Genomic DNA, 14,999 nt, shown 5'->3' on the forward strand with positions numbered 1-14,999 from the left:
CGGGTGGTTCGTTCCTTCTCACGTGCACCCGGTCAGTGTCTCAAACCGCGACGCGTTCCCCAATTCGGCATGAGGCCGTGTCGAGGCGGTCTGCGTCCTTTGACCAGTTCGGGGTTCAGAGCCCTAGCAGCGGGCGCGGGTTCACCGTGTTCCCGTTCACGTAGACCTCGAAGTGCAGGTGGCAGGCGCCCGAGAGCCCCGTGTTTCCGGCGTATCCGATCAGCTGGCCGCGGGAGACCGCCTGACCGTTTCGCACCACGGCGCTGGTCAGGTGGTTCGAGCTAGACATGAGCGAGTTCCCGTTCACGGAGCCGTAGTCGATCATGACCTGGTTACCGAAGCCGTTTCGCCATTCCGCCCACCGCACCGTCCCGTCGCGTGGCGCGTACAGCGGTGTTCCGCAGTACGCGCGCAGGTCGATCCCGGCGTGCAGGCGCGTGTAGCCGAGGATCGGGTGCAGGCGCATCCCGTACTCGGACGTCACGTACATGGGGTTGGTCGCTGTCGGGTTGCCGAACAGCGCCCCTGAGACCTTGCCCGACGGCGGTTGGACCGGTGGGGGTGGCTTCTGGCCGGCTGCGGCTGCTGCCGCGGCGGCAGCCGCACGTGCCGCCTCGGCGGCGGCACGCTCGGCGGCGATGATGCCGGCGAGCTCAGCGGCGATCGCGTTGCGGTTGGCGTCGACCTGCGCCTGTTCGGCCTCCGCCTGCGCCTTCATGCCCGTGATGACCTGCTGCCGTGCGGACTGCTCGGCGATCAGCCGTTCGATCTCCGCCTGCCGGGCCTCCGCCTCAGCCTGTGCGGCGTCGGCTTCGGCAACCTTATCATCGGCTTCAACCTTGAGGGCCGCGACCTTGTCCTTCACCGCGGTCAGCCGGGCGCGGCTGTTCCGGTTGGCTGCATCGAGCTGCTCCAGCTCGGCCAACGCGCGGGTCTGGGTCCGCAGCGCGGTCGACACCATGCCGTACTGATCGACGAAGTCCTCCGCGCTGCCGGCGTCCATGACCATGCTCAGACCTGTGGCGGCTGACTGGCCCTTGTACGCTTGCCGGGCCACCTGGCCGATCACGGTGCGCAGGTCCTCGCCGCGCGCCTCGTCGGTGGCGATGGTCGCGGTGATGCCCTCTTCCTGAGTCTGCGCGTCCTCCAGCCGCGCGGCGATGAGGGCCGCCTCGCGCTGGGATCGCTCGAGCGTCTCCTGAGCCGCCGCCAGCTCCCCTGCGCGGCCGGCAAGCGTGACTGCGTCTCCTGCAGCGCGAGAACGGCGGCGGCGAGCTCAGCACTCAGGTCTTCAACCGACTCCTCGAGCTCGGCGGCGCGCCGCTCCTGCTCGGCGGCCCGGCGCTCGGCGTCGCGACGCTGATCGTCGTAGCCGTCACCCGCGGCCGGTGCGACCACTCCGACCAGCCCCACCAGCACCGCGACAAGCGCTCCGGCGCACAGCGACCACACACTTCGGCGACCGTGCCGCAAGGGAGCGCTCGACGGCCAGGGGCTGACCGGTGTTCCACGGGGCGGTGGAGCAATTTCACAGGTCCAGTTCCGTAACGGCGGGGAAAGGGGATGTGCGCCACGGAGACGCTAGAGCCGCGCGTGTCCCTGTGGAGAGTCCGACACGCCTCTAGCGGTGATGTTTCAACCTGCGTTCGCCAAGATGCTCGGGACGAATGCCGCAAACCGCGCTAAAGTGCCGTGTCCTGCGCCAGGGCGGCCTTAGCTTCGTGTGATGTCGCCGATCGCCGAGCTCGTCGGGCTCTGATGCCGAGCGCTACCCGCGGTGTTCGCGGTCCGTGGCCTTCTTGCTTGCAGGGTGCTGTCGCAGGCTGAATCACAGGCCGGAGTAGGAATGCTTGCCGCTGAAGAACAGGTTCACGATGCCGAAGTTGGCCAGGACACACCCGTAGCCGACGAGGACGAACCATGCGGCACGTCGTCCAGCCCAGCCGCGTGTGGTGCGGGCGTGTAGGTAGGCGGCATAGACCACCCACACCACGAACGTCCACACCTCCTTGGGGTCCCAGCCCCAGTACCGACCCCAGGCGTGCTCGGCCCAGATCGCACCCGCGATGAGCGTGAACGTCCATAGCACGAACCCGACCGCGTTGAGCCGGAAGGACAGGGCCTCGAGCTCGGCCGCTCGGGGCGCGGCCTCGAGCCAGCGCCACCCGCGGCGAGCCAGCGACGCCGAGCCGTTCTCGCGCGAGTCGCGCAGCAGCTGCAGCACGCTGGCGGCGAACGCGACCGTGAACACGCCGGTCGCGGTGATCGCGACGCCGACGTGGATGACGAGCCAGTAGCTCTGGAGGGCCGGCTGGACGCCGTCGGCCTGGACGTAGAAGACGAGCAGCGCGAGTGCGAGGGCGAGAACCGTCAGCCCGGTGACAAGCAGCCCGAGGAATGGCAGGTCGCGACGGCGCAGGAGGTAGACCAGGACGACGACGGCGACCATGGTGCCGACCAGGGAGTACTCGTACATGTTCGCCCACGGCACTCGGCCGGCCGCTACTGCGCGGAGGATCACGGCGGCGATGTGCAGGGCAAGCCCGAGGACCGTCGTCGTCCGGGCGATGCCCCGGGCCTTGGACCGGCGACGGTCCGCGGGGGCCGGTACGTCGGGTGTCGGCACGGCGGTGGGGTGTCCCGCGCGTAGACCTGCGGCGAGCGCGAGCTCTTCAGCTCGCATGGTGGCCGTTCGCTCGGACAGGCGCGCAAGGTCCGCCGTGTAGGCGACCAGTGCGACCGTGTAGACGGTCACCGCGCCCCAGACAAGCCCCGTGCTGATGTCACCCAGGTCTACTGGGGTCATGGTGCTGCCTCCAATGGTCGCGCTGAGGTGATCGCCACGACTCCCCGCAGAGGTCCGTCGCCATGACGCTGTGGGTCGTGGGCTCTGGGATAAAGGTACCTACGGAGCGGTCCCGGTCTCTCCACGCCTCATCTCCACGGCAACCTGGCTGGGGCCGACGCCGGGACGCGGTCCGGTGGTCGGTGCGGACCGGCACAATGGCGTGGTGACTGCAGCTTCCATCCCCTCGGCGCCCCGCGCACTGGTCGTGGACGACGAACGGGCTCTGGCAACCCTGGTCGGCACCTACCTCGAGCGTGACGGGTTCGAGGTCCACCTCGCCTTCGACGGGGAGGAAGGCGTTCGGACCGCCCGCGCTGTGGACCCTGACGTCGTCATCCTGGACCTGGGGCTGCCCGCACTCGACGGTGTCGAGGTCTGCCGGCAGATTCGCACGTTCTCCGACTGCTACGTGGTGATGCTGACAGCCCGCGCAGACGAGGTGGACACGCTGATCGGGTTGTCTGTGGGCGCCGATGACTACATGACCAAGCCGTTCAGCCCCCGCGAGCTCATGGCTCGGGTTCGGGTGATGCTCCGGCGCCCGCGCCGCAAGGACTCCGAAGACGGGCACGGCGTCGCGCCGCTCGTGTTCGGCCCGTTGCGGATCGACACGGTCGGGCGGGAGGTTCACCTGGACGGGGAGCTGGTCCCGTTGACTCGCACCGAGTTCGACGTCCTGGCGGCGCTGGCCGGCCGGCCGAACGCCGTGTTCAGCAGGCGGGCGCTGATCGAGAAGGTCTGGGGTGACAACTGGGTGGGTGACGAGCACCTGGTGGACGTCCACATCCTCCACGTGCGCCAGAAGCTGGGCGACACCGCGGAGGCGCAGCGCTTCGTCCGCACGGTCCGAGGTGTCGGGTACCGCATGGGGCAGGTCACGTGAGTCGTGGGCGCCGACGCCGAGCGGTTTCCAGCCTCGCGGGTCGTCTCCTTGCCGCGCTGACGCTCGTGGTGGTCACCGGCGGCGTGACCGCGTGGCTGGTGGCCGGGGCAGTAGGCCCGAGCGTCTTTCACGCGCACATGGCGCAGGCCGGGTCACCGGACGGGGTCGGCTCCGTGGTGCATGCCGAGGAGGCGTTCCGGTCGGCCAGCGTGTTCTCCCTGGCCGTGGCGCTCGGTGCGGCCCTGCTGGCCTCGCTGGCGGTGAGCATCTTCCTGACACGGCGCATCGGGCGCTCGCTCGGCACACTCGCGGCGGCGGCGGCCGACGTGGCGGGCGGGCGCCTGGACTCCCGCGTGCCTGCAGATGGTATGGGATCGGAGTTCGACGAACTGGCGGCGGCGTTCAACCAGATGGCCGGGCGCCTGGAGGCCAGTGACGGCCTGCGCCGGAGGCTCATGGCCGACGTCGCCCACGAGCTGCGCACACCAGTGGCGACGCTCAGCGCGTACGTGGAGGGGATCGAGGATGGCGTGCTCACGCTGAGCCCGGAGACGATGGCGGTGCTTCGCGGTCAGACGTCACGGCTAGCCCGCCTCGCGCAGGATCTGGCGGCCGTGACGCAGGCGGAGAGCTCGGAGCTCGAGCTTCGACCGCGGCGGATGGACCCGGGAGAGTTGGTCGTCGTCGCTTCGGATTCCGCGCGGGAGGCTTACATCGCCAAGGGTGTCCGGCTCGAGGAGCAGGTAGCAGCGCGGCTGCCGTCGGTGGCGGTGGACCCCGATCGGATGGCGCAGGTCCTGGGCAACCTGCTTGACAACGCGTTGCGTCATACCCCGCAGGACGGGGTCGTGCGCATCCGCGCCGGTGCGCACCAGGCCGGGGTCGTTCTCAGCGTCGAGGACAGCGGTGAGGGCATATCCGCGGATCACCTGCCTCATGTCTTCGAACGGTTCTACCGCGCCGACACCGCGCGTGATCGCGTGCACGGTGGTTCGGGCATCGGGCTGGCGATCACCAAGGCCTTGGTCGAGGCGCACGGCGGTTCGGTCAGCGTTCACAGTGCGGGCAGCGGGCAGGGCACCACGTTCCGGGTGTTCCTGCCCGCCGCCGGCGGATCTGGCTAGATCCGGTCGTGCATGGGAGGTTCCTGCCGCACGTTCGATGCGGGGCGGTGGTCGTGCCCTGACTCAGCGTTGCCGTGCCCGCGTCCCATCATGAACATCATGCCGGCCATCATCAGCGGGCATGCCAGCAGTGCAGCCCACAGCAGCGCATCCGCGAGCGGTACTCCCGCGACCAGCAGTCCGACAAGCAGGACGGCGCCCCCGATGAGCATGTGCTTGAGGTGGTTCTTCATGGCGTTCCCTTCATGGTGACGGCATCTGGGTCGGACAGCTCGCTTCGCAACAAGCGATAGGTCTCGAGGTCGATCTGCCCGGCGGCGAGCCGTGCGTCAAGCACTCGACCCGGATCTGCCCGGTCGGGGAAGAGCCGGTTCAGCCCCCAGAGCACCAGAGCGATGAGGCCGATCCAGAAGGCCAGCATCACCACCCAGCCAGCGGGACCCATCTGCGTGCACCACAGGCCCATCGCGCTTCCCTTCCCCGGGCGAACGGCGCACCTCGTGCCGTCTGCCGTCCACGCTCGCGCGGTCAGGTTGAGAACGCACCAGGTGCACCATCAAGAGTCGGTGAAGGCGACGGCCAGGCCGCGACACGCCGCCGACGCCGTTACCCCTCCGTGACAATCGCCGGGAGACGTGGTTTCATCGACCCGCCCGGATGAACCGGGCGACCCGAGGTGGACCGCCGAGTCCTGCCACCACCGAGGGCACATCGATGCTTCATGGCAGGAGCGGGGGACCCAGGTCTTCCGGGCACCGGTCACGGTGCCCTTGGGGTGAAGCCGGTCGTACGTGACCGGCCGGGCACAGCTCTCCGTCCGAACCCGACAGCTCACCTCGTAGGCGACCGGAGAGGTTCGCATGCCCGAAAGCTCGATCGCCGCCCGCCACCGCGCGGCCGGCAGGCCCACGACGCCTCTGAACGACCTGGCCGCGACGGCCACCGGAAGCCTCGCCGTCGTCGGCCGCCGCTCCGCGGTCGCCGCCGCCTCGTCCGGCCTGGTCGTCTCGATGCTGGCGGCGCCTGCGTCGGCGGCGCAGTCCACCGACGGCTCCGCCGCGCTGCCGGCTGTGGACACGTCCGCCCTCACCGCCTCGGCACGGGCGGTGCTCGACACAGCCCCCGCGGTCACCGTGGCCGCGGACGCCACCTGGACCTTCGACGTCCCTGCGGTGACGGTGATCGCCGACCCGCCACCGCCACCGCCGCCGCCCGCCCCCGTTCGCGCAGCGCCGGCGGCATCGCGCAGCCAGGCGCGGGCCGCGGTCCCGGCCGAGGCGGCTCCTGCGGAGGAGGCCGAGACCCGCGGTGCGCCGGCTCCGGCGAGCGCGAACGGCAACGCCATCGTGGAGATCGCCTCGCGGTACGTCGGCGTGCCGTACCTGTGGGGAGGCACCACGCCCAACGGGTTCGACTGCTCAGGCTTCACCTCGTACGTGTACGCGCAAGTCGGCATCACGTTGCCCCGCACCTCGTCAGCGCAGCGCAACGCCGGGACCGTGGTCTCCCGCGCGGACGCCCAGCCCGGCGACCTGATCTGGTCACCCGGCCACATCTCCATCTACGCCGGCGGCAACATGCAGGTGGACGCCCCGACCCCCGGGAAGACCATCCAGATCCGCGAGATCTGGCAGTCCAACCCCACCTTCATCCGGGTCACCTAAACTCGTGGCAGGGTCGCGCACACGGAGGGTGTGCGCGACCCCGCCACGTTCCCGTCACGGTCGGGCGAGGTGGACGCGCCAGTGCCTCTCCGCAGCCGACGCGCCCACGGCGACGTTGGGGATCAGGGAACGGCTGGCGCTCAGGGAACGGCTCCGAGCGACGCTCGCGGACGCGCGGGTCAGGAGCGCCGGCAGCGCATCATCCGAGCGGGACCCGCTCGGGCGACGGGCGTGGGCTCGTCGACGTGATGTGGGCCCGGGCTGCGAACCGCGTGCTTGCCCGGAGGATGATGGCGGTACCGGCGGCAACTGACAGGATCGACCAGAGCTGCGGCTGGGTAAGCCCCAGCAGCACGGGATCGTTGATGCGCAGCACCTCGACGACCAGGCGCACCAGACCGCTGAGCACGAGGTACCAGCCGAAGAGCGCGGGTCCCATCAGCCGTCGGCCCAACCGCCAAAGGATGGCGGCGATGGCGAGTGCTGCCAACGCCTCGTACAGCGGGGTCGGATGGACCGGGACGTCGGTCGCAACCACTCCGTTGGGGAAGGCCATCGCCCAGGGCAGCGAAGAGGGCCTCCCGTAGGTGCCGTCGCCGGACAGGAGGCAACCGAGCCGGCCCACGCCGTAGGCGAGCGTGAGTGGAACGGCGGTCGCGCCGGCGACCACGCCCAGGGGCAGCTTGTGCCGCCGGATCACCACCAGACCGGCGACGACGCCGCCGATCAAGCCCCCGTACCAGGTGAAGCCCATGCCGCCGAAGTCGTGCATGGTCAGGTTCCCGCCCTGCTCCAGCAGGTAGTAGATCTTCGCGCCGACGAACCCCCACACGGTGGCCCACAGGACAAGGGAGTGCGCGGACTCCCGCCGCAGCCCGACCCGTTCGAAAGCTCGTCCCAGCAGGTACGCGCCCAGCAACGCCGCGAGCGCCTTGCTGACCCCGTACGTCTGCACGTCGACTCCGAAGATCGAGAACAGCACCGGTCGCATGAGGACTCCGTCCCTGTGTGGCGGCGGCGCCCTGTGGTCGCACGGTCCCGCGCCGCCACTGTTCCGCAGCTACGGCGAAGAACACCGAGGGATTCGATCAACCTTCGGTGAAGATGGCCGGTTCCGCTGGGGCCCCAGACTGGGCGAGGCACCAGGGCACTCCGACGCTGTCGCGAAGAGACCGGAGTCCGCTCGCCGGATTCTCGTGTCGACGCCGTCAAGCACCTACTACGGCAGGCCGTCCGTTCGCGTCCGTCGAACCCGGATTCACCGAATCTTCATCGCCACTGGCTCGCGCGGCGGTCCGACAGGGCTACGGTGAGAATACCCCCCAGGGGTAACCGCGCTGTACATGGGAGGAGCGAGACGATGGTGGCCACGAGGTTCTCGGTCGAGGGATTGACCTGCGGCAGGTGCCTCGGGGAACTGCTGGATCAGCTGCGCTCCCTGCCGGAGGTCACCGGGGCCGCCGCTGATCTTGTGGTCGGCGGATCCACCATCGTGGCTGTCATCGGCGACGCCGAGGTGGTGGCGGACCGTGTTCGGTGGGCCGTGCAGCAGGCCGGCTTCCTTCTTGAGCCACGTGGCAAGCCGGTGGCACGGCACGTGGGGTCGCGCCATCTTCTGGCTGCGCACGCCCTTGCGGTGCGGGGCGAGGACGAGATTCACAGCGGCTACTTCCTCATTGGAGGCGTTCGGTCATGACAGCTCCCGAAATTCTCACGATCCTCGGCGCTCTCGTGCTGACTGGATTTCTCGCCTGGTTCTTCTTCGGCCCCAAGAGGGCGCACCAGGCTGAGATGGACGAAGGGGTCCAGGTCGTCCGGGTCAAGGTTCAGGGCGGGTACAGCCCGGACGTGGTCGAAGTGGCCCGTGGTGTGCCGGTGCGGATGGAGTTCGACCGTCAGGAGGCCGGCGACTGCACGTCCCGCGTGGTCATGCCGGACTTCAAGGTCAACCAAGTGCTGCCGGCGTGGGAGACGACGATCGTGGAGTTCACTCCGCAGGCGGCCGGCGTCTTCGAGTTCGCGTGCGGCATGAACATGGTCCGGGGCAGGGTGCAGGTTCTCGAGCGGGCAACGACCGCCCAGTCCCCGGGACCCAGCCCTGTTGCGACCGTTTCCCCAGCCGCTGGCGGGGCAGGTCCGGTCCCCGGGCACAACGGGCCCGACAGGTCCGGCACGGTTCTGGCTGCTCCCTCCGAGCCTGCGCTCGCCTCCGACCCCGGCGACCAGGAGCGACGGGAGCGCGACGCGGAGATCGCGGACCTGAAGCGGCGGGTGACTGTCGGGTCAGTGCTCACCGCACCGGTGCTCTTCGCGGTCATGCTCGTGGAGTTCTTCGGTGCCGCGTGGATGCCCGAGCTGTTGATGAACCACTGGTTCCAGCTGGCCCTGATCACCCCCGTGATGTTCTACACAGGCTGGCCGATCCACCGAACCGGGTGGTTGGCGCTGTCCCACCGCACGGCTGACATGAACTCTCTGATCACGCTGGGCACCATCGCGGCCTTCGGTTACAGCCTGCTCGTGACGCTCGCCCCGGGGGCGCTGCCGGACAACGTCCAGGCGGTGTACTACGAGGCGGTCGGGGTCATCATCACCCTCATCCTGTTGGGCCGGTTGCTCGAGACGAAGGCGAAGGCCGGGACGGGTGAGGCGATCCGCACCCTGATCGGGCTCCAGCCCCGCACCGCGCGGGTCGTGCGCGGGGGCGAAGAGATGGAGATCCCGATCGACGACGTCGTGACAGGCGACACGGTTCTCGTCCGCCCCGGGGAGAAGCTCCCCGTGGACGGCGAGGTCACCGTGGGCTCGTCCGCGGTGGACGAGTCGATGGTGACCGGGGAACCGATCCCGGTGACGAAGCAGGTCGGAGACACGGTCATCGGCGCCACCATCAACCAGACCGGGGCGTTCCGGTACACCGCGACCAAGGTCGGCGCGGAGACGATGCTGGCGCAGATCATCAAGCTCGTGCGCGAGGCTCAAGGTTCGAAGGCCCCGATCCAGCGCCTGGTCGACAAGGTCTCGAGCTACTTCGTCCCGGCGGTGATCGCGATTGCGATCTGGACCCTGGTCGTGTGGGCGCTGGTGGGCCCACCACCCGCGTTCATCTTCGCCCTGGTCGCAGCGGTCTCCGTGCTGATCATCGCCTGCCCGTGCGCGCTCGGGCTCGCGACACCGATGTCGATCACGGTCGGCACAGGCAAGGGCGCCACGCACGGCATCCTGATTCGCTCCGCGGAGGCGCTGGAGACAGCGCACAAGCTCGACACTGTCGTGCTGGACAAGACCGGCACCATCACCAAGGGCGCCCCGGCGCTGACCGACGTCCTGCCGGCCACCGGGTTCACCCCCGACGAACTGCTTCGACTGGTGGCCGCGGTGGAGGCGCTGTCCGAGCACCCGCTCGCGACCGCGATCGTGATCGGCGCCCAGGAGCGCGGTCTCGAGGTGGCCGGGGCCACGGCATTCGACTCCATCACCGGGCAGGGCGTCCGCGCGCTTGTCGGAGGCCGGGAGGTCCTCGTGGGCAACAGGCGTCTGCTGGCGGGCGCCGGGATCGATCCGACCCCGCTGACCGCTGATCTCGAGCTCCTCGCGACTGACGGAAAGACTCCCATGCTGGTCGCCGTGGACGGCCGCCCTGCCGGCGTGGTGGGCGTGGCGGACACCCTGAAGGAGAGCTCAGTCGCTGCGGTCGCCGCCCTGCAGGCCCGCGGCATCGAGGTCGTCATGATGACCGGTGACAACCGCGACACCGCGGCCGCCATCGCGCGGCAGGTCGGCATCAGTCGTGTGGTGGCGGAGGTCATGCCCAGGCACAAGGCCGCGGAGATCAGGCGGCTCCAGGCAGGGGGCAAGGTCGTCGGCATGGTGGGGGACGGCATCAACGACGCCCCGGCGCTGGCCCAGGCGGACGTCGGCTCTGCGATCGGCACCGGCACCGACGTGGCCATCGAGTCCTCGGACATCACCTTGATCTCCGGGTCGCTGGTCGGCCTGGTGACGGCGATCGACCTGTCCCGCGCCACGATGCGCAACATCAAGGAGAACCTGGTGTTCGCCTTCATCTACAACGGCATCGGTATCCCGATCGCCGCCGGGGTGCTCTACCCCGCCCTCGGCATCACCCTGAGCCCGATGATCGCGGCGGCCGCCATGGCCCTGTCCTCGCTGTCCGTGGTGGCCAACGCGAACCGACTGCGCCGCTTCACGCCGCGCGCCATCCCCGACGTCGTCCGTGCTCCCACCACCCACCCGGTGGTGGAGGTCGGGCGCGACCAAGAAGAAGCACCACTACCCCTGGAGGAAACCATGTTCGCGAAGGTCACCGATCCCGTGTGCGGGATGAGCATCGATCCCGCATCCGCCGCCGCGAGTGCGGAGCACGACGGCACGACGTACTACTTCTGCTCCACCCACTGCGAGGCCAGCTTCAAGAGCGACCCGGCCAAGTACGCCGCCGCCAACGCCTGAACCTGCGCTTGCCGGGGCATCGCCCCGGCAAGCGCACCGACAGCCAGGAGGGTGAGAGACGTGGAGGGATGGGAGCCGGCCGTCGTCGAGCGTGACACCAGCCGTGACCTGACGAACCGGCTGCGGCGGATCGAGGGCCAAGTGCGCGGCCTCGCGAGGATGGTCGAGCAGGACGCGTACTGCATCGACATCCTTACCCAGGTCGCCGCGGCCACACGCGCCCTGCAGGGCGTCGGCCTCACCCTGCTGGACGACCACATGCACCACTGTCTCGCCGATGCGGCACGCACCGGCGGCACGGTGCAGGACAGCAAGATCAAGGAGGCTTCGGACGCCATCGCACGTCTCGTCCGCAGCTGAGCAGTCAACCGAGAGAGGAAGAGCGGTGCACAACATACGAGTAGCTGTCAACGGCTACGGAGTGATCGGCAAGCGGGTGGCGGACGCGGTCCGCGCCATGCCGGACATGGACCTGGTCGGAGTGGCGGACGTCGCCACCGACTGGCGGATCCGTACCGCGGTGGGACTGGGCATCGAGGTTTTCGCCGCCACCCCGGACGCGGGCACCGCGATGCGGACGGGCGGGGTGCCCGTGGCGGGCACGTTGGAGGACCTGCTCGACCGGGTGGACGTGGTGGTGGACACCACCCCGAAGAAGGTCGCCGCGCGCAACCTCGAGGTGTATGAGGCCGCCGGGGTCAAGGCCGTCTTCCAGGGCGGGGAGTCCCACGCCACCACCGGACACTCCTTCGTCGCCCAGGCCAACTACGCCACCGCGCTGGGCCGGGACACCACGCGGGTGGTCTCGTGCAACACCACCAGCATCGTCCGCGTGCTCGGGGCCCTGCAGGACGTGGGCCTGCTTGCCCGCGCCCGCGGTGTCCTGATCCGGCGGGCCACGGACCCGGGCGAGTCCCACCAGGGCGGGATCATGAACACCGTGGTGCCCGAAGCCTCCATCCCGTCCCACCAGGGCCCGGATGCTCGCACGGTCCTGCCGGACCTGGACGTGGTGACCATGGCGGCCAAGGCCGCGCACACGCAGACCCACAACCACTACTGGACGCTGCAGCTGACCCGGCCGTCCAGCCGCGAGGAGGTCCTGGACGCCCTGCGTGCAGCGCCGCGGATCGCGTTCATCCGCATGGCCGATGGCCTGACGGCGCTGAACACCACCGTCGAGCTCATGCGCGACCTGGGCCGGCCCCGCGGGGACATGTGGGAGGTCGGAGTGTGGGAGGACGTCCTGACCGTCGAGGGGGATGAGGCCTTCCTGACCTACCAGGTCTACAACGAGGCGATCGTCGTGCCCGAGACCGTCGACGCCATCCGGGCGCTGGCCGGGACGGTGACCGACGGCGCGACCTCCATCGCGATGACGGATGAGGTCCTGGGTATGCGCCGCGAGTTCCTCCCGGACCCGGTCGGGGCGTTGCGGGTCTGAGGCTCGACGAACGGGTCGGCATCCGGCCGAGCCCGTCGGAGCACCACCTGTCGGCCACCGGCCGGGAAGGAAGTGGCGATCATGAAGAACCAGACCACGGTCTTGGAGGTCGGTGGCCTGCACTGGGCCACCTCCGAACCGGTGATCGAGAAGACCCTGCTGGACCGTCCAGGCGTGCTCGCCGTCGAGGCCAGCGCCGTCTCGCAGACCGCGACGGTCACCTACGACGCGGGAAAGACATCCTTGGCCGAGCTCGTCGGCTGGGTCAACGAGTGCGGCTACCACTGCGCCGGGCAGTCGGTGCCCGACCACATGTGCCACCCGATGACCGAGTCGGCTGCGACCGGCGCCGCCGAGGGCCACGACGCGCACGCCGGGCACGACGCGCACGCCGGGCACGCCGCGCACGCCGGGCACGCCGCGCACGCCGGGAATGCGGGCCACGGTGGTGAGGAGGAGACGGACCACTCCGCGCAGGCGGCGATGGGCCACGGCGGTCATGGCGGGTCGATGGAGGACATGGCCCGGGACATGCGCAACCGGTTCCTGGTGGCCTTGATCCTGGCGATCCCCATCACGATCTGGTCCCCGCTCGGGCGCGATGTCCTGGGGCTGGACCCGCCGCTGGCGTTCGGGCTGCGCGACGACGTCTTCACGCTGATCCTGTCGCTGCCCGTGGTGTTCTACTCGGCGTGGATCTTCTTCGACGGCGCCTACCGGGCGCTGCGGGCCAAGACGCTGGACATGATGGTCCTGGTGGCGGTCGCCGTGGGAGCCGGTTGGCTCTACAGCCTCGTGGTCACCCTCACCGGCGGTGGTGAGGTCTTCTACGAGGCGGTCGTCGTGCTGACCACCTTCGTGCTGCTGGGGCACTGGCAGGAGATGCGAGCCCGAGGCGGCGCGAACGACGCGGTGCGCACGCTCCTGCAGCTAGCCCCCGCCCAGGCGGTCGTGCTGCGTGACGGCCAACCCGTGGAGGTACCCACCTCGGAGGTCGTCGTCGGTGATCTGCTGCTCATACGGCCCGGGTCGAAGATCCCCACCGACGCGGTCGTGGAGGAGGGGGAGTCCGAGGTCGACGAGTCGATGGTCACCGGAGAGTCCATGCCGGTGGAGAAGGCGCCCGGTGCGGAGGTGATCGGCGCCTCGATCAACACCACCGGCACTTTGCGGGCCCGGGCCACGAAGGTCGGCGCGGACACCGCGCTGGCGCAGATCGTCAAGATGGTCCAGGAGGCCCAGAATTCCAAAGCCCCCGGGCAGCGCCTGGCCGACCGGGCCGCGTTCTGGCTGGTGTTCGTCGCCCTGATCGGTGGCACCGTGACCTTCGCCGTGTGGATGCTCGCCGGCGCGGGTGTGCCTCTGGCGATGCTGTTCGCGATCACCGTGGTGGTCGTCACCTGCCCCGATGCCCTGGGCCTGGCCACCCCGATGGCGATCATGGTCGGCACCGGGCTCGGTGCGCAGCGGGGGGTGCTGTTCAAGAACGCGACCGCCCTGGAGGGCACGGCGAAGATCGACACGGTGGTGATGGACAAGACCGGCACCCTGACCAAGGGCGAGCCGGAGGTCACCGACGTCATCACGGCCGGCATGAGCGAGGAGGAGATGCTGGCCCTGGTCGCTGCCGTCGAACGCGAGTCCGAGCACCCCCTGGCCCGCGCCATCGACACCTACGCGGCCGAACGGGGTCTGCCCGCGCTGAGCGCGAGCGAGTTCCTGAACGTCCCCGGGCACGGCGCGACCGCGACCGTCGACGGACGTCGTGTGCTGGTGGGCAACCGCCGGCTGATGGCCAGCGAGAACGTCGAGCTCGGCGACCTGGCCGCGCGCCGGGACGAGCTGGCCGCGTCCGGGCGCACCGCGGTGCTCGCCGCGGTGGACGGACGTGCCGTGGGCGTCATCGCGCTCGCCGACGCCGCCCGGGACACGGCCGCCGCGGCCGTGGCGGCCCTGCACGAGTCCGGGATCGAGGTGGTCATGCTCACGGGCGACAACGAGGCCACCGCCCTGCGCATCGCGGAGCAGCTGGGCATCGACACCGTCATCGCGGAGGTCCTGCCCGGCGACAAGGCGGACAAGGTCTCCGAGCTGCAGCGCGCTGGGAAGACGGTGGCGATGGTCGGGGACGGCGTCAACGATGCCCCGGCACTGGCCAAGGCCGATATCGGCATCGCGATCGGCGCTGGGACGGACGTGGCGATCGAGACCGCGGACATCGTCCTGATGCGCTCCGACCCGTTGGACGTGTCCGTCGCACTGCGCATCGGCAGAGGCACGTTCCGTAAGGAGCGCCAGAACCTGGCCTGGGCGATCGGGTACAACGCCATCGCACTGCCCATCGCTGCGGGGGTCTTCTACCCCGCCTTCGGGCTGATGCTCCGTCCGGAGATCGCGGCTCTGACGATGTCTGGTTCGACGGTGATCGTCACCGTCAATGCCCTGCTGCTCAAGCGGCTCCGGCTGCCCGCACAGCAGGCCCCGGCCGCTCCGCACGGGGTCCGGGAGAGCGAGCCGGAACCGGCTCCGGCCCCCGTCGGCGTCCGCTGAGAAGGTCCGTGAC

The 14,999-nt window shown here is 69.8% G+C and carries 13 protein-coding genes and 1 riboswitch; of the genes, 8 read left to right on the plus strand and 5 right to left on the minus strand.

Annotated elements, in window-relative coordinates; genetic code table 11:
* Positions 1 to 115 precede the first annotated feature (115 nt).
* Both REH70_RS07495 and ccsB read right to left on the minus strand, forming a co-directional pair.
* Complete coding sequence (locus tag REH70_RS07495; RefSeq protein WP_310753499.1) at positions 116 to 1,069, minus strand: M23 family metallopeptidase; 954 nt, start codon at positions 1,067 to 1,069, stop codon at positions 116 to 118.
* A 759-nt stretch (positions 1,070 to 1,828) separates the two neighbouring features.
* Positions 1,829 to 2,806 carry a c-type cytochrome biogenesis protein CcsB gene (gene ccsB, locus REH70_RS07500; protein WP_310753501.1) on the minus strand — a complete coding sequence of 326 codons (978 nt, stop codon included), beginning with the start codon at positions 2,804 to 2,806 and terminating at the stop codon, positions 1,829 to 1,831.
* Positions 2,807 to 3,011: 205 nt separating this feature from the next.
* On the opposite strand from ccsB, the gene REH70_RS07505 reads away from it, so the two are divergent.
* Positions 3,012 to 3,731, plus strand: a complete 720-nt coding sequence (locus REH70_RS07505) for a response regulator transcription factor (RefSeq protein WP_310754186.1) — start codon at positions 3,012 to 3,014, stop codon at positions 3,729 to 3,731.
* A 68-nt stretch (positions 3,732 to 3,799) separates the two neighbouring features.
* Positions 3,800 to 4,855 carry a HAMP domain-containing sensor histidine kinase gene (locus REH70_RS07510; RefSeq protein WP_310753503.1) on the plus strand — a complete coding sequence of 352 codons (1,056 nt, stop codon included), beginning with the start codon at positions 3,800 to 3,802 and terminating at the stop codon, positions 4,853 to 4,855.
* On the opposite strand, the gene REH70_RS07515 is transcribed toward REH70_RS07510, so the two are convergent.
* Positions 4,852 to 5,088: a hypothetical protein gene (locus REH70_RS07515; protein ID WP_310753505.1), complete on the minus strand. Its 237-nt coding sequence runs from the start codon at positions 5,086 to 5,088 to the stop codon at positions 4,852 to 4,854. The two genes, REH70_RS07510 and REH70_RS07515, sit on opposite strands and share 4 nt — an antisense overlap.
* On the minus strand, positions 5,085 to 5,282 hold the full coding sequence (locus REH70_RS07520; RefSeq protein WP_396134694.1) for a hypothetical protein: 198 nt from the start codon (positions 5,280 to 5,282) through the stop codon (positions 5,085 to 5,087). The genes REH70_RS07515 and REH70_RS07520 overlap by 4 nt, the downstream gene beginning before the upstream one ends.
* 245 nt (positions 5,283 to 5,527) lie before the next feature.
* A riboswitch (cyclic di-AMP (ydaO/yuaA leader) is annotated at positions 5,528 to 5,714 on the plus strand.
* Between the two features lies 1 nt (position 5,715).
* Between REH70_RS07520 and REH70_RS07525 the strand changes: the two genes are divergently transcribed.
* A complete protein-coding gene (locus REH70_RS07525; RefSeq protein WP_310753507.1) occupies positions 5,716 to 6,519 on the plus strand; it encodes a C40 family peptidase in 804 nt (267 codons plus the stop codon).
* 199 nt (positions 6,520 to 6,718) lie between these two features.
* On the opposite strand, the gene REH70_RS07530 is transcribed toward REH70_RS07525, so the two are convergent.
* Positions 6,719 to 7,510 carry a prolipoprotein diacylglyceryl transferase family protein gene (locus REH70_RS07530; RefSeq protein ID WP_310753509.1) on the minus strand — a complete coding sequence of 264 codons (792 nt, stop codon included), beginning with the start codon at positions 7,508 to 7,510 and terminating at the stop codon, positions 6,719 to 6,721.
* Positions 7,511 to 7,879: 369 nt separating this feature from the next.
* Between REH70_RS07530 and REH70_RS07535 the strand changes: the two genes are divergently transcribed.
* The 5 genes from REH70_RS07535 (at position 7,880) to REH70_RS07555 (ending at position 14,986) form a co-directional block, all read left to right on the plus strand.
* The gene (locus tag REH70_RS07535; RefSeq protein WP_310753511.1) at positions 7,880 to 8,215 is read left to right on the plus strand and encodes a heavy metal-associated domain-containing protein; all 336 of its coding nucleotides are present in this window, start codon (positions 7,880 to 7,882) and stop codon (positions 8,213 to 8,215) included.
* Positions 8,212 to 10,992, plus strand: a complete 2,781-nt coding sequence (locus REH70_RS07540; protein WP_310753514.1) for a heavy metal translocating P-type ATPase — start codon at positions 8,212 to 8,214, stop codon at positions 10,990 to 10,992. The genes REH70_RS07535 and REH70_RS07540 overlap by 4 nt, the downstream gene beginning before the upstream one ends.
* A gap of 60 nt (positions 10,993 to 11,052) precedes the next feature.
* Positions 11,053 to 11,352, plus strand: coding sequence for a metal-sensitive transcriptional regulator (locus REH70_RS07545; protein ID WP_310753515.1), 300 nt, complete (start codon positions 11,053 to 11,055; stop codon positions 11,350 to 11,352).
* Positions 11,353 to 11,377: 25 nt separating this feature from the next.
* Entirely contained in the window at positions 11,378 to 12,436 is a 1,059-nt protein-coding gene (locus tag REH70_RS07550) for a type II glyceraldehyde-3-phosphate dehydrogenase (protein ID WP_310753517.1), read from the plus strand.
* Between the two features lie 81 nt (positions 12,437 to 12,517).
* Positions 12,518 to 14,986, plus strand: coding sequence for a heavy metal translocating P-type ATPase (locus REH70_RS07555; RefSeq protein ID WP_310753518.1), 2,469 nt, complete (start codon positions 12,518 to 12,520; stop codon positions 14,984 to 14,986).
* Positions 14,987 to 14,999 lie beyond the last annotated feature (13 nt).

This window comes from Cellulomonas sp. ATA003, assembly GCF_031582905.1.
Lineage (GTDB): Bacteria > Actinomycetota > Actinomycetes > Actinomycetales > Cellulomonadaceae > Pengzhenrongella.